Genomic DNA, 19,850 nt, shown 5'->3' with positions numbered 1-19,850 from the left:
GGAGCCCCTTTTCCAAAAGTTTAATTCTTCGGTTTTTCTCCAATCCACTTCTCATAGATTTCGTCATATTTTCCAGATTCGTGCAATTCGTTCAAAACCTTATTCACTTCATCTACGAATTCAGTATCACCTTTTTTAATGGCGATCCCGTAAGGCTCGTCCGTAAATGTTTCCTCCAAAACGATAAAATTAGAATCTTGCTGAGCCATTCCATACAAAATGGAGTTATCCGTTGTCAGGGCATTGCCATGACCCGCTTTTAAAGCCATGAACGCTTCTTGATAGTTTTCGTACTCACGTACTGTTGTGTCAGGTGATTTCTCCCGAATGTTTTTTGCGGATGTAGAGCCTTTTACAGCCAAAACGGTATCACCCTTTTTAAGATCATCGACTTTTTTGATGTCACTGTCTTTCTTGACAAGCAAGGACTGACCTGCTTCGAAATAAACTTCGGAAAATTCAACTTCCTGCTTTCTTTCTTCTGTAATGGTCATGGTCGCGATGATAGCGTCGATATCTCCGTTATTCAACATTGGAATCCTTGTTTTAGAAGTGACTTCCACTAATTCCACCTTGTTTTCATCGCCTAGAATGTTTTTTGCTATTTCCCTGGCAATATCGATATCAAAGCCTTCAACTTTATTGGTTGACGGGTCTTGCAGTCCGAATAGTTTTGTATCATATTTGACGCCGACTACAAATTTATCCCTGTCTTTGATTGTTTCTATCGTGCTTTCTTTTCCGACAGCCTCTTTAGAACCGGCGTCCTTCCCTCCGCACGCTCCCAACATGGCCAGCATGACAATTGTGATTAATCCCAACACTACATTCCTTGTTTTCATTTTCCTTACTCCTCTCAAAATTGATTAATGCAATAAACGATTGAGAAATGCCCTTGATCGTTCTTCCCGTGGATTCGTGAAAAACTCCGATGGAGTGGAAACCTCAATAATTTGACCTTGATCCATAAATACAACCCGATCAGCCACTTCTTTGGCAAAGTCCATTTCGTGGGTGACAACAACCATTGTCATTCCCTCTTTTGCTAGCGTTTTCATTACATCCAGCACTTCTCCAATCATTTCCGGATCTAATGCTGATGTAGGTTCATCAAAAAGCATGATCTTCGGCCTCATGGCCAGGCCTCTCGCAATTGCCACACGCTGCTGCTGTCCTCCAGATAATTGCGATGGAAAGGAGCGGGCCTTATCTGGTATTCCGACTTTCTCCAAATAATTCATCGCAGTTTCTTCTGCATCTTGTTTGGATTCTTTCAAAACCTTTGTAGGAGCTAAAGTAACATTTTCCAGCACTGTTTTATGTGGATATAAGTTGAAATGCTGGAAGACCATCCCTATATCTCTACGCATCAGGTTAATATTGACTTTTTTGTCATGGACCTGAAATTGGTTGACCACCAAACTCCCATCGGTAATCTCTTCCAAATGGTTGATACACCTGAGCAGCGTACTTTTTCCGGATCCGGACGGACCGATCACAACGACTACTTCCCCCTGTTTAATTTCAAGATTGATATTTTTAAGAACATGAAAATCTCCATAATGTTTATTTACATTTTCAAATGAGATCAAGTTCATCCCTCCCTGCCTGTTTATTTGAATTAAATTGCGCTACCATCGGAATGAAAACGCTTTATCGTCGTCCTGCTTATAACTATAATGACAAACTAGAGAATCCTACGAAAACCGACAATCATTCGATGAATTTTTAATTTTATTTCAAATTCCATTTAATTTTTCTTGTAATCCTTTGCTTAAGTGGGTGATAATTAATAATAGAAGATTTACAGCAAGGGGAAATGAACTGATGGATGTAGCAGCCTTTTTTCAGAAAAAGGGAGTAAAACGTATTATCATCTTCGCACTGATTGTTCTGATTCTATATAGCTTGAGAAGTATGATTAATTTGATTTTGCTGACCTTTATTTTTTCATATTTAATGAATCGTCTTATCGAATTTACAGCCAAGCGGATTCCTGTCCATAGGCGGGTGCTAGTACTGATTATGTACGTTGCAATCGTAGGCATACTTACATATGGGCTTGTAAAATATTTCCCTATTATCACCGCGGAAATCAGCCAGTTGATCGTACAGATTACTGCTTTTTACTCTCAGCCTCATGACAATGCCATCTTAAGCTTTATTGAGACAATCATATCTAAAAATCAGATTGCTGCTTATTTGGAAAATGGATTATCGTTTTTGGTGAAATCTTTTACAGATATCAGCAAGACGAGCGTTCAAGTGATGATTGCTTTAATATTAAGTCTCTTTTTCCTATTGGAGAAACCTCGTTTGAAGGAGTTCACTGCCAAATTCAAAGATAGCAAATTGGCGCCGTTCTATTATGAAATTGAATTTTTTGGAAAAAAATTCACTCGTACATTTGGGAAAGTAATCGAAGCTCAATTTGTCATAGCTCTTGTCAATACGCTTTTGACGATCATAGCGCTGACCATTATGGGCTTTCCACAATTATTTGTATTAGCGATCTTGATTTTCTTCCTTGGTCTTATCCCAGTGGCTGGTGTTATCATTTCCCTCATTCCACTTTGTATGATTGCTTACACAATCGGCGGTTTTATAAAAGTTCTTTATGTCGTGATCGCTATTATGATTATTCATGCGGTGGAAGCTTATATACTGAATCCGAAATTGATGTCGGCGAAAACCGATTTGCCAGTATTCTATACGTTCATCGTTTTGATATTCTCGCAAAGTTTCTTCGGTGTGTGGGGATTGATCATTGGAATTCCAGTATTTGTATTCCTTCTGGATGTCCTAGAGGTGACGAATAAGGAAGGAGCGGTCAAGCCGTAGCCGAAAAAAAAGAAAGGCCTACTTTTGTGTAGACCTTTCTTTTCTATTCTTATCCTTTGGGCTTTTTTTCACCATAAAATTTTACATTACCCGGTGTCTTCAACGGTTCGGTAATTTTATTATCATGGACTTGGACCTGGTAGGTCTTTCCATTATGCACATATCTAAATATCCCATTGTTAAAGTCAGTACCGATTTCTTTATAAAAGATGCCTTCATAGCAGATGTCCCTTATACAGGAAAAGCTCAGTACATAATCACCTTCCTCTTTTAGGAGGAAACATCGTACGCCGCCTTCAAAAGAGGAATCTTCTTCCGTGTGTACTTCACGGTCAAAGGAGACAATATGAATATCAATGAAGGACATCACTCTCAAAAGGACATTGACAAAGGATCCCTTTGTAATCTCTTCCCATCTGTTTTGGGCTGTCTGTCCGATAACAATTTGAGTTATATTGTATTTGTGTGCGACTTCAGCGATGGCCTTGGCTGTTGGGCGCTTTTCATTATCCATGAGGATGAACTCTTCTGCACCCAATTCATCGGCCAGTTCTTCCCACCGGTCGACATACCCGGATTTGTCCGCATCGAAATCGTCATATGGAAGCGGATCGACAGTCAATATATAGAAAGGACAATCCAGCATGTTCGCCATTTTGGCACCGCGCTTGATCAACCGTTCTCCATTTGGACCGTAATATACACAAACGAGAATACTCTCATCCATACGACCCTTTCTATTTTTCACGACGATATTCACCTCTGCATTAATATGGCAACAGTATCGGAAACTGGCCAACTTATAAAGTACAACTGAATTATTATAATGAATTTTCTGCGTTATTTCAATTGCAATAAATATAAATGTAGAATTTGCTTATTTGCTGCAGCCAAAATCCTGCAAAGTGCAGATGTTTTATGTTTAGTGTATAATCTAATAGGAAAAAACTATTCTGTACTATGTTATTCCACAATTTCTGCATATGAGTTTTTCAAAATTGCATCGTCACATAATTTAACCGCAGGTCCCCAATTTGAAAAAGATTCCAAGGAATCTCATGTTCTTGTTAAAGAAAGTATAACTGGCTAAGGAAAATTTTATTCAAAGAAGCTTTTCTTTGTCCAGCTCCAGCGTCTAGCCCCGCAAGGATCAAGCCGCTTCCCTGTGGTAGCTGAAGAACCGCCTCCTCGGGAATCGTCTTGTGCTTATCGGGGATGAGCAAGGCGCTTACGCCTTTCTTAAAACCGATCAAGATTGGACACCTCTCATTCTAATATTTCATAAGAGTACCTTATGGATTCCCATTATCCCGCTTGCCAGCTAAAGAGTCAAGAGGGGAAAGGTGTTTTTACGCTTTAACTTCATTCAGAAGTCTCCCACTTCTGTAAGTGGTGAGATGAATGGATATTGGTATTCCATTCAGTAGGGGTTCAAACCCCGGCTGAATAAAGTTAAAGCCTCCGGCGGATGCCACTGATTTTCAGAGGGAATTTATCGAGCTTAAGCTCGATAAAACCTGGGCGCAAATACGCCAAGGCGCATTTGATGGATAAATTAAAACATATAAAGGAGTTGAGGTATTGTATGCATGTTCGTTTTTTTGTGTGTACAAGAAGAAAACACTAATTAATGGAATCTTAAAAGGTAAATTCGTGACAGCAAATGCAAATTCCGCATGAAAGTGAGGTCTGGTTTTGGTAACTTTGAATCTGATCATCATGATCCCTTTTCTGGCTGCCGTACTGATTCCTGTTTTATATAAGAGAAAAGCTCCTATACATATAGGCTGGTCTGTGTTCTTGGTCCCGGCAGCTTTGTTTGTAACACTTGCCCGTTATATTCCTTCTGTGGCAAACGGCGAAACCTATTCGTATTCGATGAGGTGGATCCCTTCCTTTGATATTAACTTTACTACATATCTTGATGGACTTAGCATGATTTTTGGACTTTTGATCACTGGTATTGGAAGCCTTGTTATCCTCTACTCAATTTACTATTTATCCTCTGATGAATCTTTAAAGCACTTTTATATTTATTTGTTGCTGTTTATGGGCAGCATGCTTGGCGTTGTCTTTTCAGATAACTTAATGGTTTTATATGTTTTTTGGGAACTTACAAGCATTTCTTCATTCCTGCTCATTGCTTTCTGGTTCCATAGAAAGAGATCAAGATATGGCGCACAAAAGGCCATGTTGATAACTGTAAGTGGCGGATTGGCCATGCTTACCAGCTTCATCATGCTTTATTTGATGACAGGTACGATGAGCATAAGAGGAATTTTAGCGGCTGTTGATATTCATCATCCGTTGTTTATCCCTGCCCTGGTTCTGTTGTTGGTAGGTGCCTTCACAAAATCAGCTCAGTTTCCTTTCCATATTTGGTTGCCGGATGCGATGGAGGCGCCAACACCAGTTAGTGCTTACTTGCATTCTGCCACGATGGTGAAAGCGGGTATTTACTTGGTGGCTCGGTTTACTCCTATTTTCGGTGGAGAGGAACTTTGGTTTTCACTCGTAACAGGGATAGGGCTTATAACGCTATTCTGGGGGTCCTTTACGGCCGTTCGCCAAACTGATTTAAAAGCTTTACTGGCGTATTCTACGATTAGCCAACTAGGCTTAATTATGAGTCTACTGGGAATTGGCTCAATTTCCTTGAATGTGGATTCAGGTGTAAAGACATTTATATATACACAAGCGACATTTGCTGGGCTTTTTCACCTGATCAATCATTCCACATTTAAGGGAGCGTTGTTCATGGTGGTAGGGATCATTGACCACGAAATCGGAACAAGGGATATCCGCAGGCTGGGCGGGTTGATGTCTTTTATGCCCGTTTCATTTACGATTGCGATGATTGGCAGTTTTTCAATGGCCGGGTTACCGCCGTTCAATGGATTCTTGAGTAAGGAAATGTTCTTTACTGCCGTTTTGAATATATCCCAGCTTGATTTTTTTGTACTTGATACATGGGGCGTCTTGATCCCAGTAATCGCGTGGATAGCAAGCATTTTTACATTTGTTTATAGCATGATTATCGTTTTTAAAACTTTCCTTGGTACAAGCCGGATTGAAGTCGGGGACCGCAAGGTGCATGAAGCGCCTGTCGGGATGCTGATTTCACCAAGCATTTTGGCTGTTTTGGTTTTGGTTATATTCTTCTTTCCGAATATCGTTGGGGATTATTTATTACGTCCGGCAATGGCCAGCGTTTTCCCGTCGTTAGCTGACAAAGTTGAATTAAGTCAGCATATATCGGTTTGGCATGGCTTTAATACAGAGATTTTTATGACCATCGGTGTGATTGTTTTCGGGTCTCTCTTTTATAGATACATGGGAGGGTGGAAAGGAATTTTTAAGCTTTTTCCAACTTCATGGTCACTTGATACCCTTTATAACAATGCCCTGCTGAGGCTGGAGAGCAGTTCCACTGGCTTTACTAGATTCTATATGACAGGAACTCTCCGGGATTATTTCTTATATATTTATCTCTTTTTCATATTAGCCATTGGGGGAGCTTTATTTATGACGGGAGCATTTTCTACTGACGAGATACATTATGCACCTGTCCACTTATATGAATGGGTTCTTGTTCTGGTTATGCTGGCTGCAGGTATCTCTATCCCGTTTGCAACTACAAGAGTGACGGCCATACTGCTGAATGGAGTCCTTGGCTATGGAATCGCCGCGTTGTTTGTCATATTCCGCGCCCCGGATTTGGCCCTTACGCAAATTGTCGTTGAGACGGTTACAACCGTATTGTTTTTGCTTTGTTTCTATTTCTTGCCCAAGTGGAAAAAAGGGATGGATAAGACTACTCCAAGGATAAAGTCGATCAATCTGCTCATCTCGATTTCGGTAGGCGTCATTTATGTCATGACGGCACTTTCCGTTCAAAGCGGTAAATTATTCAATACCATTTCTGGATTTTTCGAAAAAGCTGATGAATTGACCGGCGGCAAGAATATTGTCAATGCGATCTTGGGGGACTTCCGTGCTTTTGATACGATGCTTGAAGTCGTTGTCCTTTTCATTGCGGGAATCGGCGTATTTACATTGACAAAGTTGAAATTGGGCAAAGGAGGAGAGAACGTTGAAGATCAATGATGTCATTTTAGAGACGGTCACTAAAATCGTTGTGTTCATTATATTGACTGTCGCCGTGTATTTGTTTTTCTCAGGACATAACAGTCCGGGAGGAGGTTTTATCGGCGGTCTTGTCCTTGCCTCCGCCTTTGTCCTTCTTCTCCTTGCTTTTGATATTGAAACGGTTCAGAAGGGGATTCCCTTTGACTTCAAGCGAGTTGCTGCATTAGGAGTGTTTATTGCGGTGACAACCGGCTTAGGGGCCATTGTTTTTGGCAAACCCTTTTTGACCCAGGCTTTTTCCGCTTTTGACCTCCCTTATTTCGGCGAAACCGAATTAGCAACGATCACCATTTTTGAAGCGGGTGTTGCCTTGACGGTTGTTGGTGTAGTTGTTTCAATCATTCTAAGTATAAGTGAGGATGTTTAAGTTTATGGAAATATTAATCACCATTCTGTCCGGCGTCCTTGTTACAGTGGCAACTTATTTAATTCTCTCCAAGGATCTTTTGCGTGTCATATTAGGATCAGCGATTTTATCCCATGCTGTTCATCTTCTTTTGATGGTCATGGGAGGGTTGAAAAAAGGCACGGTCCCACTGCTGGGAGAAAAGCCAAATACATATACCGATGCTATTCCTCAGGCACTTATTTTAACAGCCATCGTCATCAGTTTTGCAGTTACTGCTGTTTTTCTTGTCATGGCTTATCGGATGTATCAGGAAACCAGCGTTGGCCGCCAGGCTTTGTTAAGGGGGACGAAGGATGAATAATATAATTGTCTTTCCGATGGTACTTCCGCTTTTGACCGGGATTTTTCTTGTTTTTCTCCGAAAGTACATACTATTGCAGCGTTGGATAAGCATAGGGGTCATGGCCTTCGTTGCAGGTATCAGCTTATACATTTTGAATCTTATTCAGGTCGAGGGAATTCTTCGTCTTGATTTTGGTGGGTGGCAACCGCCTTTTGGCATCTTGTTCGTGGCAGATTCTTTCTCGGTACTGCTTGTATTGACGGCCAGTATTGTAACCGCGATTTGCTTGTTATATGCTTTCTTTTCCATCGACCGTGCCAGAGAAGAAATGTTTTTTTACCCATTTGTTCTTTTTATGGTTGCAGGTGTAAACGGCTCATTTTTAACTGGAGACATTTTCAATCTTTTTGTTTGTTTTGAAGTAATGTTGCTTGCTTCATATATATTAATATCTCTTGGGGGAACGAAGGTTCAATTGAAGGAATCGGTGATTTATGTAGCGATAAATGTACTTTCCTCTTGGTTCTTCTTAGTGGCTGTTGCTTATCTGTATGGTACAGTAGGAACCTTGAATATGGCGCATTTATCCCAACGTATTGCTGAATCCGGACAAACACCGATTCTTACAGTCATTAGTATATTATTTTTGCTTGTATTCGCTTTGAAAGCAGGATTGCTGCTTTACTTTTGGCTTCCTGGCTCTTACAGTGCGCCTCCGACAGCTGTGGCTGCTTTGTTTGGTGCATTACTAACCAAGGTCGGGATTTATTCCATGTTTCGTCTGTTTTCACTTATTTTTTATCACGAGCCGCAGATCACCCACACATTGATTGGAATCATGGCAGGGTTGACATTGATAGGCGGCAGTCTGGGAGCAATTGCATACAGGGATATTCGTTTGATTATTTCTTATAATGTCATCATTGGAGCAGGGGTTATCCTTGTGGGACTTGCTATTTCAACACCCGCGGCTATTGAAGGTTCGATCTTTTATCTCATTCATGACATGGTTTCAAAGGCTTTATTATTTTTGCTGGCGGGCACGATGATCACTCTTACTGGCCATGCAAAAATGAACAGGGTGAGCGGTCTTATTCGCAATTACCCGGTATTGGGCTGGTTATTTTTCATTGTCATGTTATCCCTTGCTGGTATTCCGCCATTAAGCGGGTTCTTGGGAAAAGTGCTTATCAGTCAGGGAGCAATTGAATCGGGTTCTTATATTCTGCTTGCCATCTCATTAATATCGAGTCTTTTTGTGCTGTATTCACTACTCCGCATTTTTAAACAGTGCTTTTGGGGTGAAACGACAATCAGTGAGGATGGAGAAGTTCCTCTTAGAAAAGGCATGTTGATTCCAAGCGTATTGCTTGCTGCAGCATCAGTTGGACTCGGCTTGGGGTCAGAACTGATGGTTGGGTATGTTCGGGATGCTGCTTTTACTCTTTCGAATCCAAATGTTTATATCGAAGGCGTTTTGATTCAGGATGAGTAATAATATGCATGAAAGGGGAGGAATGCAAATGCCTGCTCAATTTATACTTAATTTATTCATAGCATTTCTTTGGATGGTATTAAATGACGAGGATGAGTTAAGGTTTTCAACATTCTTCATCGGTTTCTTGGCGGGAATTGTGATTGTGTTTCTTACGCACCGCTTTTTTGGACAGCAGTTCTATCTGCAGCGTTTTTATTATGTTATAAAATTGATATGTATTTTTAACTGGGAACTGTTTCTATCCGCGTTTTTGGTGATGAAGCATATTGTCAGTCGGAAAGTGGATGTGAAACCAGGGATATTTTCATATAAAACCGAATTGAAAACCGATTGGGAAGTAACCACACTTGCTATGCTCTTGACCTTGACTCCGGGCTCGGTTGTCATGGAAGTTTCACCAGAAGGTAATGTGTTCTACATTCATGCGCTTGATATAGAACGGTACAAAGATACGTTATTACGATCTTTAGGCAAATTCGAAAAAGCGATTATGGAGGTAACTCGATAATGATTGAAATGATGCTGACTACAGCTCTTGTTCTTTTTGCTATAGCGATTGCCATTGCCCTTTTTCGGATTATCCGCGGTCCTTCCATTCCTGACCGGGTCGTTGCAATGGACATGATTGTGGTAAATCTTATTTCTGGAATTGCTGTCGTTTCGGTTTTGCTTGAAACAAAAGCATTTCTTGAAGTGATTCTTATTTTGGGTATCCTTGCATTTATCAGTACTATTGCGCTCTCAAAATTTATCGAGAGAGGTGTTATTATTGAACGTAAGCGAGATCGATGAATTCATCGGAGCACTTCTTATTTTGATTGGCGGGATTATTTCAGTAATCAGCGCAACGGGCATAATTCGGTTTCCGGACGTTTACACAAGAGCTCATGCAGCAACAAAAAGTACCACTTTGGGGGTGTTGTTGTCACTCGTTGGAGCTTTTATCTATATATGGCTGACTGAAAATTATATCAGTGTGCGGCTGATGTTAGGGATTGTGTTTGTATTTATCACTGCTCCGGTATCGGGGCATCTGATTATCCGTGCTGCTTACCGGTCGAAAGTTAACATGACGGAGGACACGGTCGAGGATGAGTTGAAAAAGGTTTTGGACAATCAAACAGAAGTTCATTAATCGGATAAATAGTCCCATTGTACAATTGTGCTATGGGATTTTTTTGCGTTAAAAATAATGGGATTCCTTATCAGTAAATTTTGGTAAAATAAAGATAACTTGATGTCCTCATTATTTGCGGGCTTTATTGTTTGGAGGAATACATATGTCAAAAGTTATTTTTACAAAAGGAAAGATTTATACTTTTGAAAGGAATCAGCCGGTTGTTGAGTCTATAGTCGTTGGAAATGGTAAAATAGTAGACTTGGGTTCCCACGATGATATGATTTTGCAGTGGGGAAGAAGTGATACGAAAATTGTTGACCTGCAAGGGAAGACTGTTACCCCAGGCCTGATCGACAGCCATCTGCATCTTTCAGGAGTTGCGCTTCAATTTTTAGATTTAAATTTAGTGGGTGTCAGATCCAAAAAAGAGATGCTGGAAAAAATCAGGGAAAGGGCAAATGCAACTGAGCCTGAAAAATGGTTGTCAGGACTTGGTTTCGATGAAAATCTTTTTGATGATGGTGGATTGCCAACGATCCAAGAGTTGGATGAGGCAGCGCCGCATTGCCCGATTTTTATAAAAAGGGTTTGTCACCATGCTTTCCTTGTGAATAGCAAGGCGCTTGAAATGATTCAGTATCAGCCGTCAATGGAAGTTTCGACAGGGGGGAGTGTTGTTCTAGACCCTTATACACAGAAGCCTACGGGACTGCTTCTCGAGTCGGCTTCCACATTGGTTACAGACCGAATGCCAGAGAAGACGTACGATGAATTGAAGCATGGACTCGCTCTGGCGATGGAGCATGCGATGCAGCGGGGACTGACAAGTGCACATACGAATGATCCCCGTTATTTGGGCGGGTTCGATCAGACATACAAAATGTATGATGAATTGCTCATTCAGGAGGAAAAAGGCCTGCGCTGCAACCTTTTGATTGACTACCCATTCCTTGATCGTTTAAAGGAAAGAGGGATGTATGCGGGCTACGGGAATGATACGCTACAGATCGGAGCTATTAAAATTTTCGCGGATGGTGCGCTTGGAAGAAGGACAGCCCTGCTTTCGCAGCCATACCAGGATGCGCCTGGTGAGTATGGTGAGGCGATGCAGGATAAGGAGATACTTTATCAAATGGTTAAGGAATCCAGAGATCATTCGATGCCGGTAGCGATTCATACAATCGGCGATCAGGCAGTGGATGATGTCCTGCAGGTGCTCGACCAATTTCCAAGTGTGAAGCATCGCGACCGCATCATTCATGTCTCGTTGCTGCGAGAGGATTTGATCCAGCGTTTGGCAAAGCCGAGTCTTGTGGCAGATATCCAACCGAGATTTGTAGTCGGGGACTATCCTTGGGTGCAGGAGAGACTCGGTAAGGAAAGAATAAAATATTTGTACGCATGGAAATCGCTATTGTCCGCAGGGGTGCTGTGTGCAGGAGGCTCCGATGCACCTGTCGAACCAATTGACCCGCTGTTGGGAATTCATGCAGCCGTTACACAGAGGCATCCTGAAGATTCCCATGAAGGTTGGAATGAAAAAGAAAAATTGTCCATGCAGGAAGCTCTTGAAGTATTTACAATCGGCGGAGCATATGCAACGAATGAAGAAGATAAAAAAGGAACGATTACCCAGGGGAAATTGGCAGACATGACGGTCTTTTCGCGGGATTTATTTGAGATAGAGCACCCGGATGAGCTGTTGGATACCGAGATTGAGATGACGATTATCGGTGGAGAGATTGTTTATCAGAAATAAACAAGAGCAGTAAGGTGTTGTCCTATCCCTGACACATTTTCTTTGGCCATTGAACAAAAATATGCCGGCTACTAGAGTCCGGCATACTTTTACAATCGATTGTGAGATTGACTAATTTTAATTAGTATGAGTAAATTGTTTTGGGAGAAGTTGTGAGAAATCATTATCAATCGGTGTGGCAGCACCAGTCTTGATTCTCATAGCTTCTTTTTCTCTGTTTTTCTCAGGGAAGTTATCTATCCGTAAATAGGGAGAATCAAATTTTTTTAATGAGTGAATCAAATGTTTCATTCCTTTACTATGATATTTGTTTTGAAGTATTTCTTGGTATCTGCTGGTCACTTTTGGCAATTCCAAAGCCAGTCATTATATAGATCACTGCAAACACAATTCCAAGGTAAATCATTGGTGCGTATAAAATAAATTCACCATTTGGAACTTGTAATGTATTGGCGATAAATGCTCCCGTAACACTCCAGGGTACTAATGGGGCAAGTGCAGTTCCCGTATCTTCGAAAGTTCTTGATAAGTTTTTCCGATGTAAACCGTAGTCATCATACAGGTTCTTTAGCACAGGGCCAAACACGGCATATGTCACATAATAGCTCCCGATAATTGTAAAAAAGCCGGTATGTAACGTAAGGCAGCTTGCCATCATTGAACGTCCAGTCTTAGCAAATTGTTTTATTTTGTTCAGCATAATATCAATCAAACCTGAGGTCTGTAATGGTGCACCGAATATTGCGGCCGCTATTAGAATGGCCACGGTACTTAACATGCTGGATAATCCGCCTTGTTGAACAATTTGATTGACAATATCTAATCCAGTATCATATGAATATCCATCGCTTAATGCTTCAGCAACTTCCATAATACTTCTATCTTGAAAGAATGCCCCAATTACAGCTCCCAAGAAAATTCCGACCCCATAGACAGGAAGAGCAGGGGCCCTTCTGCTAATAAGTATTAACACGGCTAACGGTGGCAGCATTACTAATGGATTTAGATTAAAATTATCATTCAAGGAATTGAGAATAGCTGAAATGTTTTCACTGTCAACGGTTTCATTGTTAAACTGAAAACCAATGATTAAATATAATATTAAAGAGATCACCAGACCCGGTACAGTCGTGTATAAAAGATGCTTAACGTGGTCCATCAGCTCAACATCTGTAATAGAAGAAGCTAAAATAGTGGAATCGGACAGAGGCGAAACTTTATCCCCGAAAATCGCTCCGACCACAACAGCAGCGGCTGTATAATATAAAGGAATTTCCAAGCCCATTGAAACTCCCATTAATGCTACTCCAACTGTTCCTATGGTTGCCCAGGAATTTCCGTTCATTAGCGTCATAATCGCACAGACTAGACATGCAACGAAAAGGAATATAGAAGGTTTCAAGAGTATCAGGCCGTAATATACAAGAAATGGAATGGTGCCGGATAACATCCATACACCGATCATCATGCCGACCGCTAGCAAGATTAAGATGGGGATCATCATATGTCCTATGCTTCTAAGAATGTCCCGTTCAATATCTTCCCACTTGATTCCCCATAGTAATGAAAGAAATATTATAGCAGCTCCGCCAGTTATTAAAACAATGGTTGATGGTGCTTTTATTCCAGCAATTCCTCCAAATACAATAACAATGGCAACCACCATTAATATAATATTTTTCTTGGTTGACAGTACGGGTTGCATACGTTCATCTCCTTAACAGAGGCAGAATTGGTTCCACATCTAGTTTTGTTAGTTTAATAGGTCTTCCCTTTATGTATCTATATCACCAAGCAGCAATTGTGCCGTCTGTTCGATGGTCGGTTCCGCCGATTAATACAGATGATGCAGAGTCTTTAATAATTATCTGTCCCCGGCCGAAATCTTCGGGATCTAGCTCAACTGATATTTCATGACCTTTTTCATGCAGGTCTTTTGCAATATGAGGCGGAACAGAATGCTCTATCTTAACCGATTTTTCTCCCGACCAATACCAGCGAGGAGCATCGAGAGCTGCTTGAGGATTCATTTTACAGTCAATCATATTGGATATTACTTGCAGATGGCCTTGTGGTTGCATGAAGCCGCCCATTACTCCAAAAGCACTAAAGGCTTCACCATCCTTCGTTATAAATCCAGGAATAATTGTGTGATATGTTCTTTTTCCAGGTTTTAAATAATTTACATGGTTTGGGTCGAGAGAGAAGTTATGTCCTCTATTTTGCAATACGACGCCGGTACCTGGTACTACAAGTGCTGATCCAAAATCATGATAATTACTTTGAATAAATGAAACCATATTTCCATCTTGATCCGCTGTTGCCAAGTAAACGGTTCCACTTTCAACCGGTTTTTCTGCTTCCGGCAACAATGCTTTTGATTCAATCAGGCTTCTCCGTCTATTGGCATAAGAATCAGATAATATGTCTTCCAAATCAACATTCATCTCGGCAGGATCACTAATCAGTGATTTTCCATCTGCAAAGGCCAACTTTAATGCTTCAATTTGTTTGTGATACGTTTCAGTAGTTTCTCTCTCGTTAATGTCGATTCCTTTTAAAATGTTCAATGCCAATAATGCAATCAACCCTTGTCCATTTGGAGGTAGCTCCCAAATATCGTATCCTTTATAGTGGACGCTAATGGGATCGACCCATTGGGGATAGAATTCAGCTAGGTCGTCTTTACGTATATATCCCCCGGTTGCCATCGAAAAGGCGTCAATTCTAGCAGCCAGTTCTCCACGGTAAAAAGATTCCGCGTTTGTTTGTGCGATTGAGCGAAGCGTCTCTGCATGTGGAGTTGATTTCCACATTTCTCCAATTCGCGGAGCCCTGTTTTCTGGCGCGAACATGGAGAACCAATGTTCATAAATAGGATCAGTCAGTTTGTCTTTAAACTCTTTGAAGGCCTTGTTCCAAAAGTAACCCGTTGTTGGTGAGATGGGAAACCCTTCTTCTGCGTACGTAATAGCAGGTTGCAAAACTTCTTCAAAAGGAAGCTTTCCGAATCTTTCTGATAACGCAGCCCAAGCTGCTGGAGCACCGGGAACAGTTACAGGTTCCCAACCATACTCAGGCATTTTATTAAAACCAATCGCTTTAACACCTTCTGCTGAAATCATTTTCGGAGCTGGTCCACTAGAATTTAAGCCGTGAAGTTTTCCATTAACCCATACTATGGCAAAAGCATCACCGCCAATCCCGTTTGAAGTCGGTTCTACTACTGTTAAACAAGCTGCCGTAGCAATTGCAGCATCGATGGCATTTCCTCCTTTCTTAAGAATGTCTAATCCAGCTTGAGCAGCTAGCGGCTGGGATGTAGTAACCATCCCATGCTTGGCATATGTAACCATACGCTGTGAAGGATATGGATAATTCAAAGGATTAAAATGTTTGGTCATGTTGTAGACCTCCTTTTATTTCTAAGATGTTAGTTATATTTGGAGAGTATCTTCTCCACATCGTTGTAGTTTTGTTCGATCTTTTCAAAGTTTAGCCTTGAAATGATTCCGTTAATGTGATGTTTCATTCGTTTTCGAGCAAGGTCTACATCATTAACCTTAATCGCTTCTAAAATGTCTAAATGTTCTTTCGGAGAAGTGGGATTGTCAAGTTTCATATCACTATAAAAGGTTAAATAAATATTCGTTAGTGATATTAATTCACGAAGCTGGTTAATTAATATCTCATTTTTTGATAACTTTGCAATTTCAATATGAATGTCAAATACTTTATCTAATACGTCATCTAATTTTTGGGATTTATAGGCGTTTATCTCGTCGCGAATGATCTTTTCTATATTCTCAAAGGTAGATTTAAATTTCCCATAGTTTTGACACGCTTTCATCACTGCATAATCTTCCAATAGTATTCTCATTTCAAATACATCTTCTACCTCTGTCAGCGTCGGCTGATTTACGTATGCTCCTTTTCTAGGGATTATTTTTACATACATATCATATGAAAGCCTTTGCAATGCTGAGCGAATAGGAGTTCGACTAACGTTTAATGTCTTTGCAAGCGTTTCTTCTGATAGTTTTGTACCCGGTGCTAGATCACGATTGATAATTGCTTTTTTTAACATTGTATATATTTTGCTTTCCAACCCATTTTTCATAAAACTCCCCCTTTTCTGTATAACTAACTGTATACAGTTGAGAATACAGTACCTTTTCAGATATTTCAACAATTATTTCATACTTTCTATTAAGATGATTAAAAAATGAACGAAATTTCGTCTATTTATGGGGAATAGATTTTTTCATGTTGAACTCAAAAATTGAAGAGCACTTCCCTGAATTCAGAATTATTGATTTGCCAGGAAATTCATCTTGAGATGCAGACAGGTTACTGGCCAGCGGAGAAGTAGCAGCAGGAATTGTATATAACGGTAAGATTCCGATGGCGAGAAAAGATAATCCATCCATAAAGGCAGTCATACCTAAGGAAGAATTTGCTACCCTATGGCAAGACAATTTTGTTATTCCAAAGGGGGCGCCACATAAAGAAAATGCGGAGAAATTTATTGATTTCATTCTACGCTCTGAAATAAGCAAAGAAATAACCCTAGAGCAACCGTATCCAAGCGCAGTTGAAGAAGCAATGGACTTACTTCCTGAAGACTTTAGAACGGAAATGGATGTCATTTCAAAAGATCAGATTAAGCCGGAGTCGTATATTTTGGATGTTGGAGAAGCGCTGCAATTTTATGATCGAGTTTGGACAAGTATAAAGCAATGAATGAACTGTTAAAAAATAGATGGTAAAAATTAAAAACCATGGTTCCGTGTTTGCAAATGACACGCTGGTGAACTTTTTCTTTAATGAAAATGCCATGAAAACAAGCATTTACTGTTTTCATGGCATTTCTTTATTAGACGCAAAACACCTATAGTTTTTCGGCATAAACGAAGCAAGGCTATTTTTTATCATTGTTACCCGCTTTTACTTTAGGCGTCTTCCGGACCGCGGCTCCAGGCTTGGAAAACCATGTACAAGCGAGGTTCAGCTGTGGAACGCGTTAATGTAGGTTAGCCCCCTTTTTTTATCAGGGGAAAATTGAAATTTTTAAAAAGAGTAATTATGAAATTGATTCTTCCACTAAAAAATCAAAAAATGAATCTTTTTCACCGTTTCCCCAGTATATATGTTTAGAAAATAATTTAAGGGGTGGCTGTAATGGGGATTTTATCAAGGTTCAAAGATATAATGTCGAGTAACATCAACGCATTATTGGACAAGGCGGAGAACCCGGAAAAAATGATTGATCAGTATATGAGGAATCTCAACAGCGATTTGGGCAAAGTCAAGGCTGAGACCGCTTCAGTGATGGCGGAAGAGCAGCGTTCGAAAAGAGCATTGAATGAATGTTCCGCGGAAATTGAAAAGATGCAGAGCTATGCAGTCAAAGCTTTGGAAGCGGGCAATGAGGACGATGCACGGAAGTTTTTGGAGAAGAAGGCATCTTTGGCTGAAAAAGAAGCGGAATTACAGCAGGCATACAGTTTGGCAGCTTCCAATGCGGTACGGATGAGGGAGATGCATGACAAGCTTGTTTCCGATATTGGAGAGCTAGAGGCCCGCAGAACGATGATCAAAAGTAAGATGGCTGTAGCGAAAACACAGGAAAGGCTCAATAAGATCGGTTCCTCGGTATCTGGAGCCAACCGCTCCATGTCGGCTTTTAATAGAATGGAAGAGAAAGTGGAGAAGGCTCTTGATGAGGCGAATGCAATGGCAGAATTGAATGCAGCTCCGAAAGATGACATAAAAGATTTGACCGCAAAATATGATAGTAGACCGGATGTAGAAGATGAATTGGCAGCTTTGAGGGAGCAAATCAAAAGTAAAGAGTAGACAGCGCTATTAAACAAATAACCGACTTACAGATAGAGCTGTAGCCCGGGCTGCAGCTCTCAAACTGTTGTGTGTGACAAAGGGGGGATCTCATTGGTCATTCACTATAAATGTCTGAATTGCGGTGATGACATGGCTTTTGACAGCGAATCAGGAATGCTGACCTGTCAAAGCTGTGGAAGACAAGATCAAATTGAAGATTTTTCAGAGGACTTGAAGACATCTGTATTATCTGAGGATGAAGCAAAGGAATATCATTGTGAAAATTGCGGTGCAGCTTTGATTACAGAGGCAGAGACCGCCGCGACAACTTGCGGCTTTTGCGGAGCAGGTGTAGTTCTACAGGAAAGATTGTCTGGTGTACTTGCTCCAGCTAAGGTGATTCCTTTTACCATCAGTAAGGAAGAAGCGATGCAGGCTTTTAAAAAGTGGTGTAGAAACGGCCGCCTCACCCCAAAAGGATTCATGACAGCGGACCGAATCAAGGGAATCACAGGAATGTATGTCCCATTTTGGCTTTATGATTTGAAGACGAAGGCCAAGGTAGAAGCGGTCGGAACGAAGGTAAGGAAGTACACAAGAGGAGATTATGAATACACTGAAACAAAGTTTTTTGATGTCTATCGGGATATTGATCTCTCGTATATCAAAGTCCCTGTTGATGCATCCGAAAAAATGGATGATAAAATCATGGATAAACTGGAGCCGTTTCCTTACGATCAATTAAAGGATTTCAAGACGCCCTATTTAGCGGGATATATTGCGGAGAAATATAACTACGATGATAAAGTGCTCTATCCGCGTGTTGAATCCAAAATAAAGAATTTTATAGAGTCGTATATTCGCTCAACGATTTCAGGATATTCTTCCGTCAGTTATAATCATAAGCATATCAACACGAAGAAAGTCCGCAGTTATTATGTTCTTCTTCCTGTTTGGATGGTTTACTATGATTATGATAAAACGGAGCATACCTTTGCGATGAACGGCCAAACCGGAAAGGTGGTTGGAAAGCCGCCAATCAGCTTTCAGAAGGTGGCTGCCTGGTTCGGAGGGATTGCGGCGACTTCCTTTATCACACTTAAAGTGGTTGCACTGATCATGGGAGGTGGCCTATGGTGAGAGGCGGCTCTTTTACAAAAACTCTGATATTATTAGTTTTCTTTTTTCTGCTGCCTTTTGCTTTTGCATCCGCAGACTCTCCTGCAAAGCAAAGAATCTATGATAATGCTGGACTTCTAAGTGACAATGAGGTCCAAGAGCTTGAAGCATTAGCTGAAAAACATAGCGCTAAGCGAGATACCGACTTTATTATATTAACGAGCAATAACGAAGAGAATAAAGATGTTGAAGACATTATGCAGGATTTTTATGATGATGAAGCTCCGGGTTATGACAAACCGCATGGGAACACAGTGATTTTGACACTTGATATGAAAAAACGGGATGTTTATGTGGCAGGTTTTTATCGGGGAGAAACCTATTTGGATGATCATCGTGCAACGCTTGTCCGTAAAAAAATCACCTCGGATCTATCAAGTGGAAATTACGATAAAGCTTTTGAATCTTTTATAAAGATTTCATCCAAATATATGGGAATCAGGCCGGGAGTAGACCCGGATAATATACTTTTCAACCTATGGTTTCAAATCATTGTGTCTCTTGCCATTGCTGGAGCAGTTGTTGGAATCATGGCCATTAATACAGGCGGAAAAGTGACGGTAAGTGCGGGGACATATCAAGATAGAGAGAATACGAGAGTGAATCATAGAAGGGACCAGTACATCCGCACATCCACAACCAAAAGAAGAAAGCCATCCAACCAAAGCAGTGGAGGAGGCTTTAGCGGCGGTGGTGGAGGCGGAGGCGTCACGAGAGGCGGACACTCCCACAGCGGCAGCAGAGGAAAATTCTAGGTTCGAAAGGAATGAC

20 protein-coding genes are annotated in these 19,850 nt (G+C 40.9%); 13 read left to right on the top strand and 7 right to left on the bottom strand.

The annotated features are described in order from the left end of the window. Nucleotides 1-20 precede the first annotated feature (20 nt). On the bottom strand, nucleotides 21-842 hold the full coding sequence (locus tag D5F11_RS01875) for a transporter substrate-binding domain-containing protein (RefSeq protein WP_120115755.1): 822 nt from the start codon (nucleotides 840-842) through the stop codon (nucleotides 21-23). Nucleotides 843-866: 24 nt separating this feature from the next. Further along, nucleotides 867-1,592, bottom strand: coding sequence for an amino acid ABC transporter ATP-binding protein (locus D5F11_RS01870; protein WP_120115756.1), 726 nt, complete (start codon nucleotides 1,590-1,592; stop codon nucleotides 867-869). A 235-nt stretch (nucleotides 1,593-1,827) separates the two neighbouring features. Here D5F11_RS01870 and D5F11_RS01865 point away from each other — a divergent pair, with 235 nt between their 5' ends. Continuing rightward, nucleotides 1,828-2,841: an AI-2E family transporter gene (locus D5F11_RS01865; protein ID WP_120115757.1), complete on the top strand. Its 1,014-nt coding sequence runs from the start codon at nucleotides 1,828-1,830 to the stop codon at nucleotides 2,839-2,841. A gap of 49 nt (nucleotides 2,842-2,890) precedes the next feature. Here the strand turns inward: D5F11_RS01865 and D5F11_RS01860 are convergent, their stop codons facing one another. Continuing rightward, entirely contained in the window at nucleotides 2,891-3,589 is a 699-nt protein-coding gene (locus D5F11_RS01860; RefSeq protein ID WP_120115758.1) for an adenine nucleotide alpha hydrolase family protein, read from the bottom strand. A 319-nt stretch (nucleotides 3,590-3,908) separates the two neighbouring features. After that, on the bottom strand, nucleotides 3,909-4,094 hold the full coding sequence (locus D5F11_RS01855; protein ID WP_120115759.1) for a hypothetical protein: 186 nt from the start codon (nucleotides 4,092-4,094) through the stop codon (nucleotides 3,909-3,911). 442 nt (nucleotides 4,095-4,536) lie between these two features. Between D5F11_RS01855 and D5F11_RS01850 the strand changes: the two genes are divergently transcribed. The 8 genes from D5F11_RS01850 to D5F11_RS01815 all read left to right on the top strand — a co-directional run bounded on the left by D5F11_RS01850 (nucleotide 4,537) and on the right by D5F11_RS01815 (nucleotide 12,059). After that, on the top strand, nucleotides 4,537-6,948 hold the full coding sequence (locus D5F11_RS01850; RefSeq protein ID WP_120115760.1) for a Na+/H+ antiporter subunit A: 2,412 nt from the start codon (nucleotides 4,537-4,539) through the stop codon (nucleotides 6,946-6,948). Beyond that, on the top strand, nucleotides 6,935-7,357 hold the full coding sequence (locus D5F11_RS01845; protein WP_120115761.1) for a Na(+)/H(+) antiporter subunit B: 423 nt from the start codon (nucleotides 6,935-6,937) through the stop codon (nucleotides 7,355-7,357). The genes D5F11_RS01850 and D5F11_RS01845 overlap by 14 nt, the downstream gene beginning before the upstream one ends. A 4-nt stretch (nucleotides 7,358-7,361) precedes the next feature. After that, nucleotides 7,362-7,700, top strand: a complete 339-nt coding sequence (locus tag D5F11_RS01840; RefSeq protein WP_120115762.1) for a Na(+)/H(+) antiporter subunit C — start codon at nucleotides 7,362-7,364, stop codon at nucleotides 7,698-7,700. After that, complete coding sequence (locus D5F11_RS01835; protein WP_120115763.1) at nucleotides 7,693-9,177, top strand: Na+/H+ antiporter subunit D; 1,485 nt, start codon at nucleotides 7,693-7,695, stop codon at nucleotides 9,175-9,177. Before D5F11_RS01840 ends, D5F11_RS01835 begins: the two co-directional genes overlap by 8 nt. A 28-nt stretch (nucleotides 9,178-9,205) precedes the next feature. Next, nucleotides 9,206-9,688: a Na+/H+ antiporter subunit E gene (locus tag D5F11_RS01830; RefSeq protein ID WP_120115815.1), complete on the top strand. Its 483-nt coding sequence runs from the start codon at nucleotides 9,206-9,208 to the stop codon at nucleotides 9,686-9,688. Continuing rightward, nucleotides 9,688-9,972 (top strand): Na(+)/H(+) antiporter subunit F1, encoded by a 285-nt coding sequence (locus D5F11_RS01825; protein WP_120115764.1) that lies wholly within the window; start codon nucleotides 9,688-9,690, stop codon nucleotides 9,970-9,972. The genes D5F11_RS01830 and D5F11_RS01825 overlap by 1 nt, the downstream gene beginning before the upstream one ends. Beyond that, on the top strand, nucleotides 9,950-10,315 hold the full coding sequence (locus tag D5F11_RS01820; RefSeq protein ID WP_120115765.1) for a Na+/H+ antiporter subunit G: 366 nt from the start codon (nucleotides 9,950-9,952) through the stop codon (nucleotides 10,313-10,315). Before D5F11_RS01825 ends, D5F11_RS01820 begins: the two co-directional genes overlap by 23 nt. A 145-nt stretch (nucleotides 10,316-10,460) precedes the next feature. Continuing rightward, the gene (locus tag D5F11_RS01815; protein WP_120115766.1) at nucleotides 10,461-12,059 is read left to right on the top strand and encodes an amidohydrolase; all 1,599 of its coding nucleotides are present in this window, start codon (nucleotides 10,461-10,463) and stop codon (nucleotides 12,057-12,059) included. A 298-nt stretch (nucleotides 12,060-12,357) separates the two neighbouring features. Here the strand turns inward: D5F11_RS01815 and nhaC are convergent, their stop codons facing one another. The 3 genes from nhaC to D5F11_RS01800 all read right to left on the bottom strand — a co-directional run bounded on the left by nhaC (nucleotide 12,358) and on the right by D5F11_RS01800 (nucleotide 16,179). Then, the gene (gene nhaC / locus D5F11_RS01810) at nucleotides 12,358-13,764 is read right to left on the bottom strand and encodes a Na+/H+ antiporter NhaC (RefSeq protein WP_120115767.1); all 1,407 of its coding nucleotides are present in this window, start codon (nucleotides 13,762-13,764) and stop codon (nucleotides 12,358-12,360) included. Nucleotides 13,765-13,846: 82 nt separating this feature from the next. Further along, a complete protein-coding gene (locus D5F11_RS01805; protein ID WP_120115768.1) occupies nucleotides 13,847-15,463 on the bottom strand; it encodes a gamma-glutamyltransferase family protein in 1,617 nt (538 codons plus the stop codon). Nucleotides 15,464-15,492: 29 nt separating this feature from the next. Then, on the bottom strand, nucleotides 15,493-16,179 hold the full coding sequence (locus D5F11_RS01800) for a GntR family transcriptional regulator (RefSeq protein ID WP_120115769.1): 687 nt from the start codon (nucleotides 16,177-16,179) through the stop codon (nucleotides 15,493-15,495). Between the two features lie 233 nt (nucleotides 16,180-16,412). Here D5F11_RS01800 and D5F11_RS01795 point away from each other — a divergent pair, with 233 nt between their 5' ends. The 4 genes from D5F11_RS01795 (at nucleotide 16,413) to D5F11_RS01780 (ending at nucleotide 19,834) form a co-directional block, all read left to right on the top strand. Further along, entirely contained in the window at nucleotides 16,413-16,802 is a 390-nt protein-coding gene (locus D5F11_RS01795; RefSeq protein WP_120115770.1) for an ABC transporter substrate-binding protein, read from the top strand. A gap of 438 nt (nucleotides 16,803-17,240) precedes the next feature. Beyond that, complete coding sequence (locus D5F11_RS01790) at nucleotides 17,241-17,918, top strand: PspA/IM30 family protein (RefSeq protein WP_120115771.1); 678 nt, start codon at nucleotides 17,241-17,243, stop codon at nucleotides 17,916-17,918. 93 nt (nucleotides 17,919-18,011) lie between these two features. Further along, entirely contained in the window at nucleotides 18,012-19,040 is a 1,029-nt protein-coding gene (locus tag D5F11_RS01785; RefSeq protein ID WP_120115772.1) for a TFIIB-type zinc ribbon-containing protein, read from the top strand. Further along, nucleotides 19,034-19,834 carry a TPM domain-containing protein gene (locus D5F11_RS01780; RefSeq protein WP_120115773.1) on the top strand — a complete coding sequence of 267 codons (801 nt, stop codon included), beginning with the start codon at nucleotides 19,034-19,036 and terminating at the stop codon, nucleotides 19,832-19,834. The genes D5F11_RS01785 and D5F11_RS01780 overlap by 7 nt, the downstream gene beginning before the upstream one ends. Nucleotides 19,835-19,850: the final 16 nt, after the last annotated feature.

It is taken from the genome of Siminovitchia terrae, from assembly GCF_003605405.2.
Taxonomy (GTDB): Bacteria; Bacillota; Bacilli; order Bacillales; family Bacillaceae_C; genus Siminovitchia; species Siminovitchia terrae.
The sequence above is the reverse complement of the archived record's forward strand: the minus strand, read 5'-3'. Positions and strand labels throughout refer to the sequence as shown.

Excerpts from the sequence above, each read along its gene's own strand:
- D5F11_RS01875 (WP_120115755.1), bottom strand. The coding sequence starts at position 842 with ATGAAAACAAGGAATGTAGTGTTGGGATTAATCACAATTGTCATGCTG.
- D5F11_RS01865 (WP_120115757.1), top strand. The coding sequence starts at position 1,828 with ATGGATGTAGCAGCCTTTTTTCAGAAAAAGGGAGTAAAACGTATTATC.
- D5F11_RS01840 (WP_120115762.1), top strand. The coding sequence starts at position 7,362 with ATGGAAATATTAATCACCATTCTGTCCGGCGTCCTTGTTACAGTGGCA.
- D5F11_RS01835 (WP_120115763.1), top strand. The coding sequence starts at position 7,693 with ATGAATAATATAATTGTCTTTCCGATGGTACTTCCGCTTTTGACCGGG.
- D5F11_RS01830 (WP_120115815.1), top strand. The coding sequence starts at position 9,206 with ATGCCTGCTCAATTTATACTTAATTTATTCATAGCATTTCTTTGGATG.
- D5F11_RS01825 (WP_120115764.1), top strand. The coding sequence starts at position 9,688 with ATGATTGAAATGATGCTGACTACAGCTCTTGTTCTTTTTGCTATAGCG.
- D5F11_RS01815 (WP_120115766.1), top strand. The coding sequence starts at position 10,461 with ATGTCAAAAGTTATTTTTACAAAAGGAAAGATTTATACTTTTGAAAGG.
- nhaC (WP_120115767.1), bottom strand. The coding sequence starts at position 13,764 with ATGCAACCCGTACTGTCAACCAAGAAAAATATTATATTAATGGTGGTT.
- D5F11_RS01805 (WP_120115768.1), bottom strand. The coding sequence starts at position 15,463 with ATGACCAAACATTTTAATCCTTTGAATTATCCATATCCTTCACAGCGT.
- D5F11_RS01800 (WP_120115769.1), bottom strand. The coding sequence starts at position 16,179 with ATGAAAAATGGGTTGGAAAGCAAAATATATACAATGTTAAAAAAAGCA.
- D5F11_RS01790 (WP_120115771.1), top strand. The coding sequence starts at position 17,241 with ATGGGGATTTTATCAAGGTTCAAAGATATAATGTCGAGTAACATCAAC.
- D5F11_RS01780 (WP_120115773.1), top strand. The coding sequence starts at position 19,034 with ATGGTGAGAGGCGGCTCTTTTACAAAAACTCTGATATTATTAGTTTTC.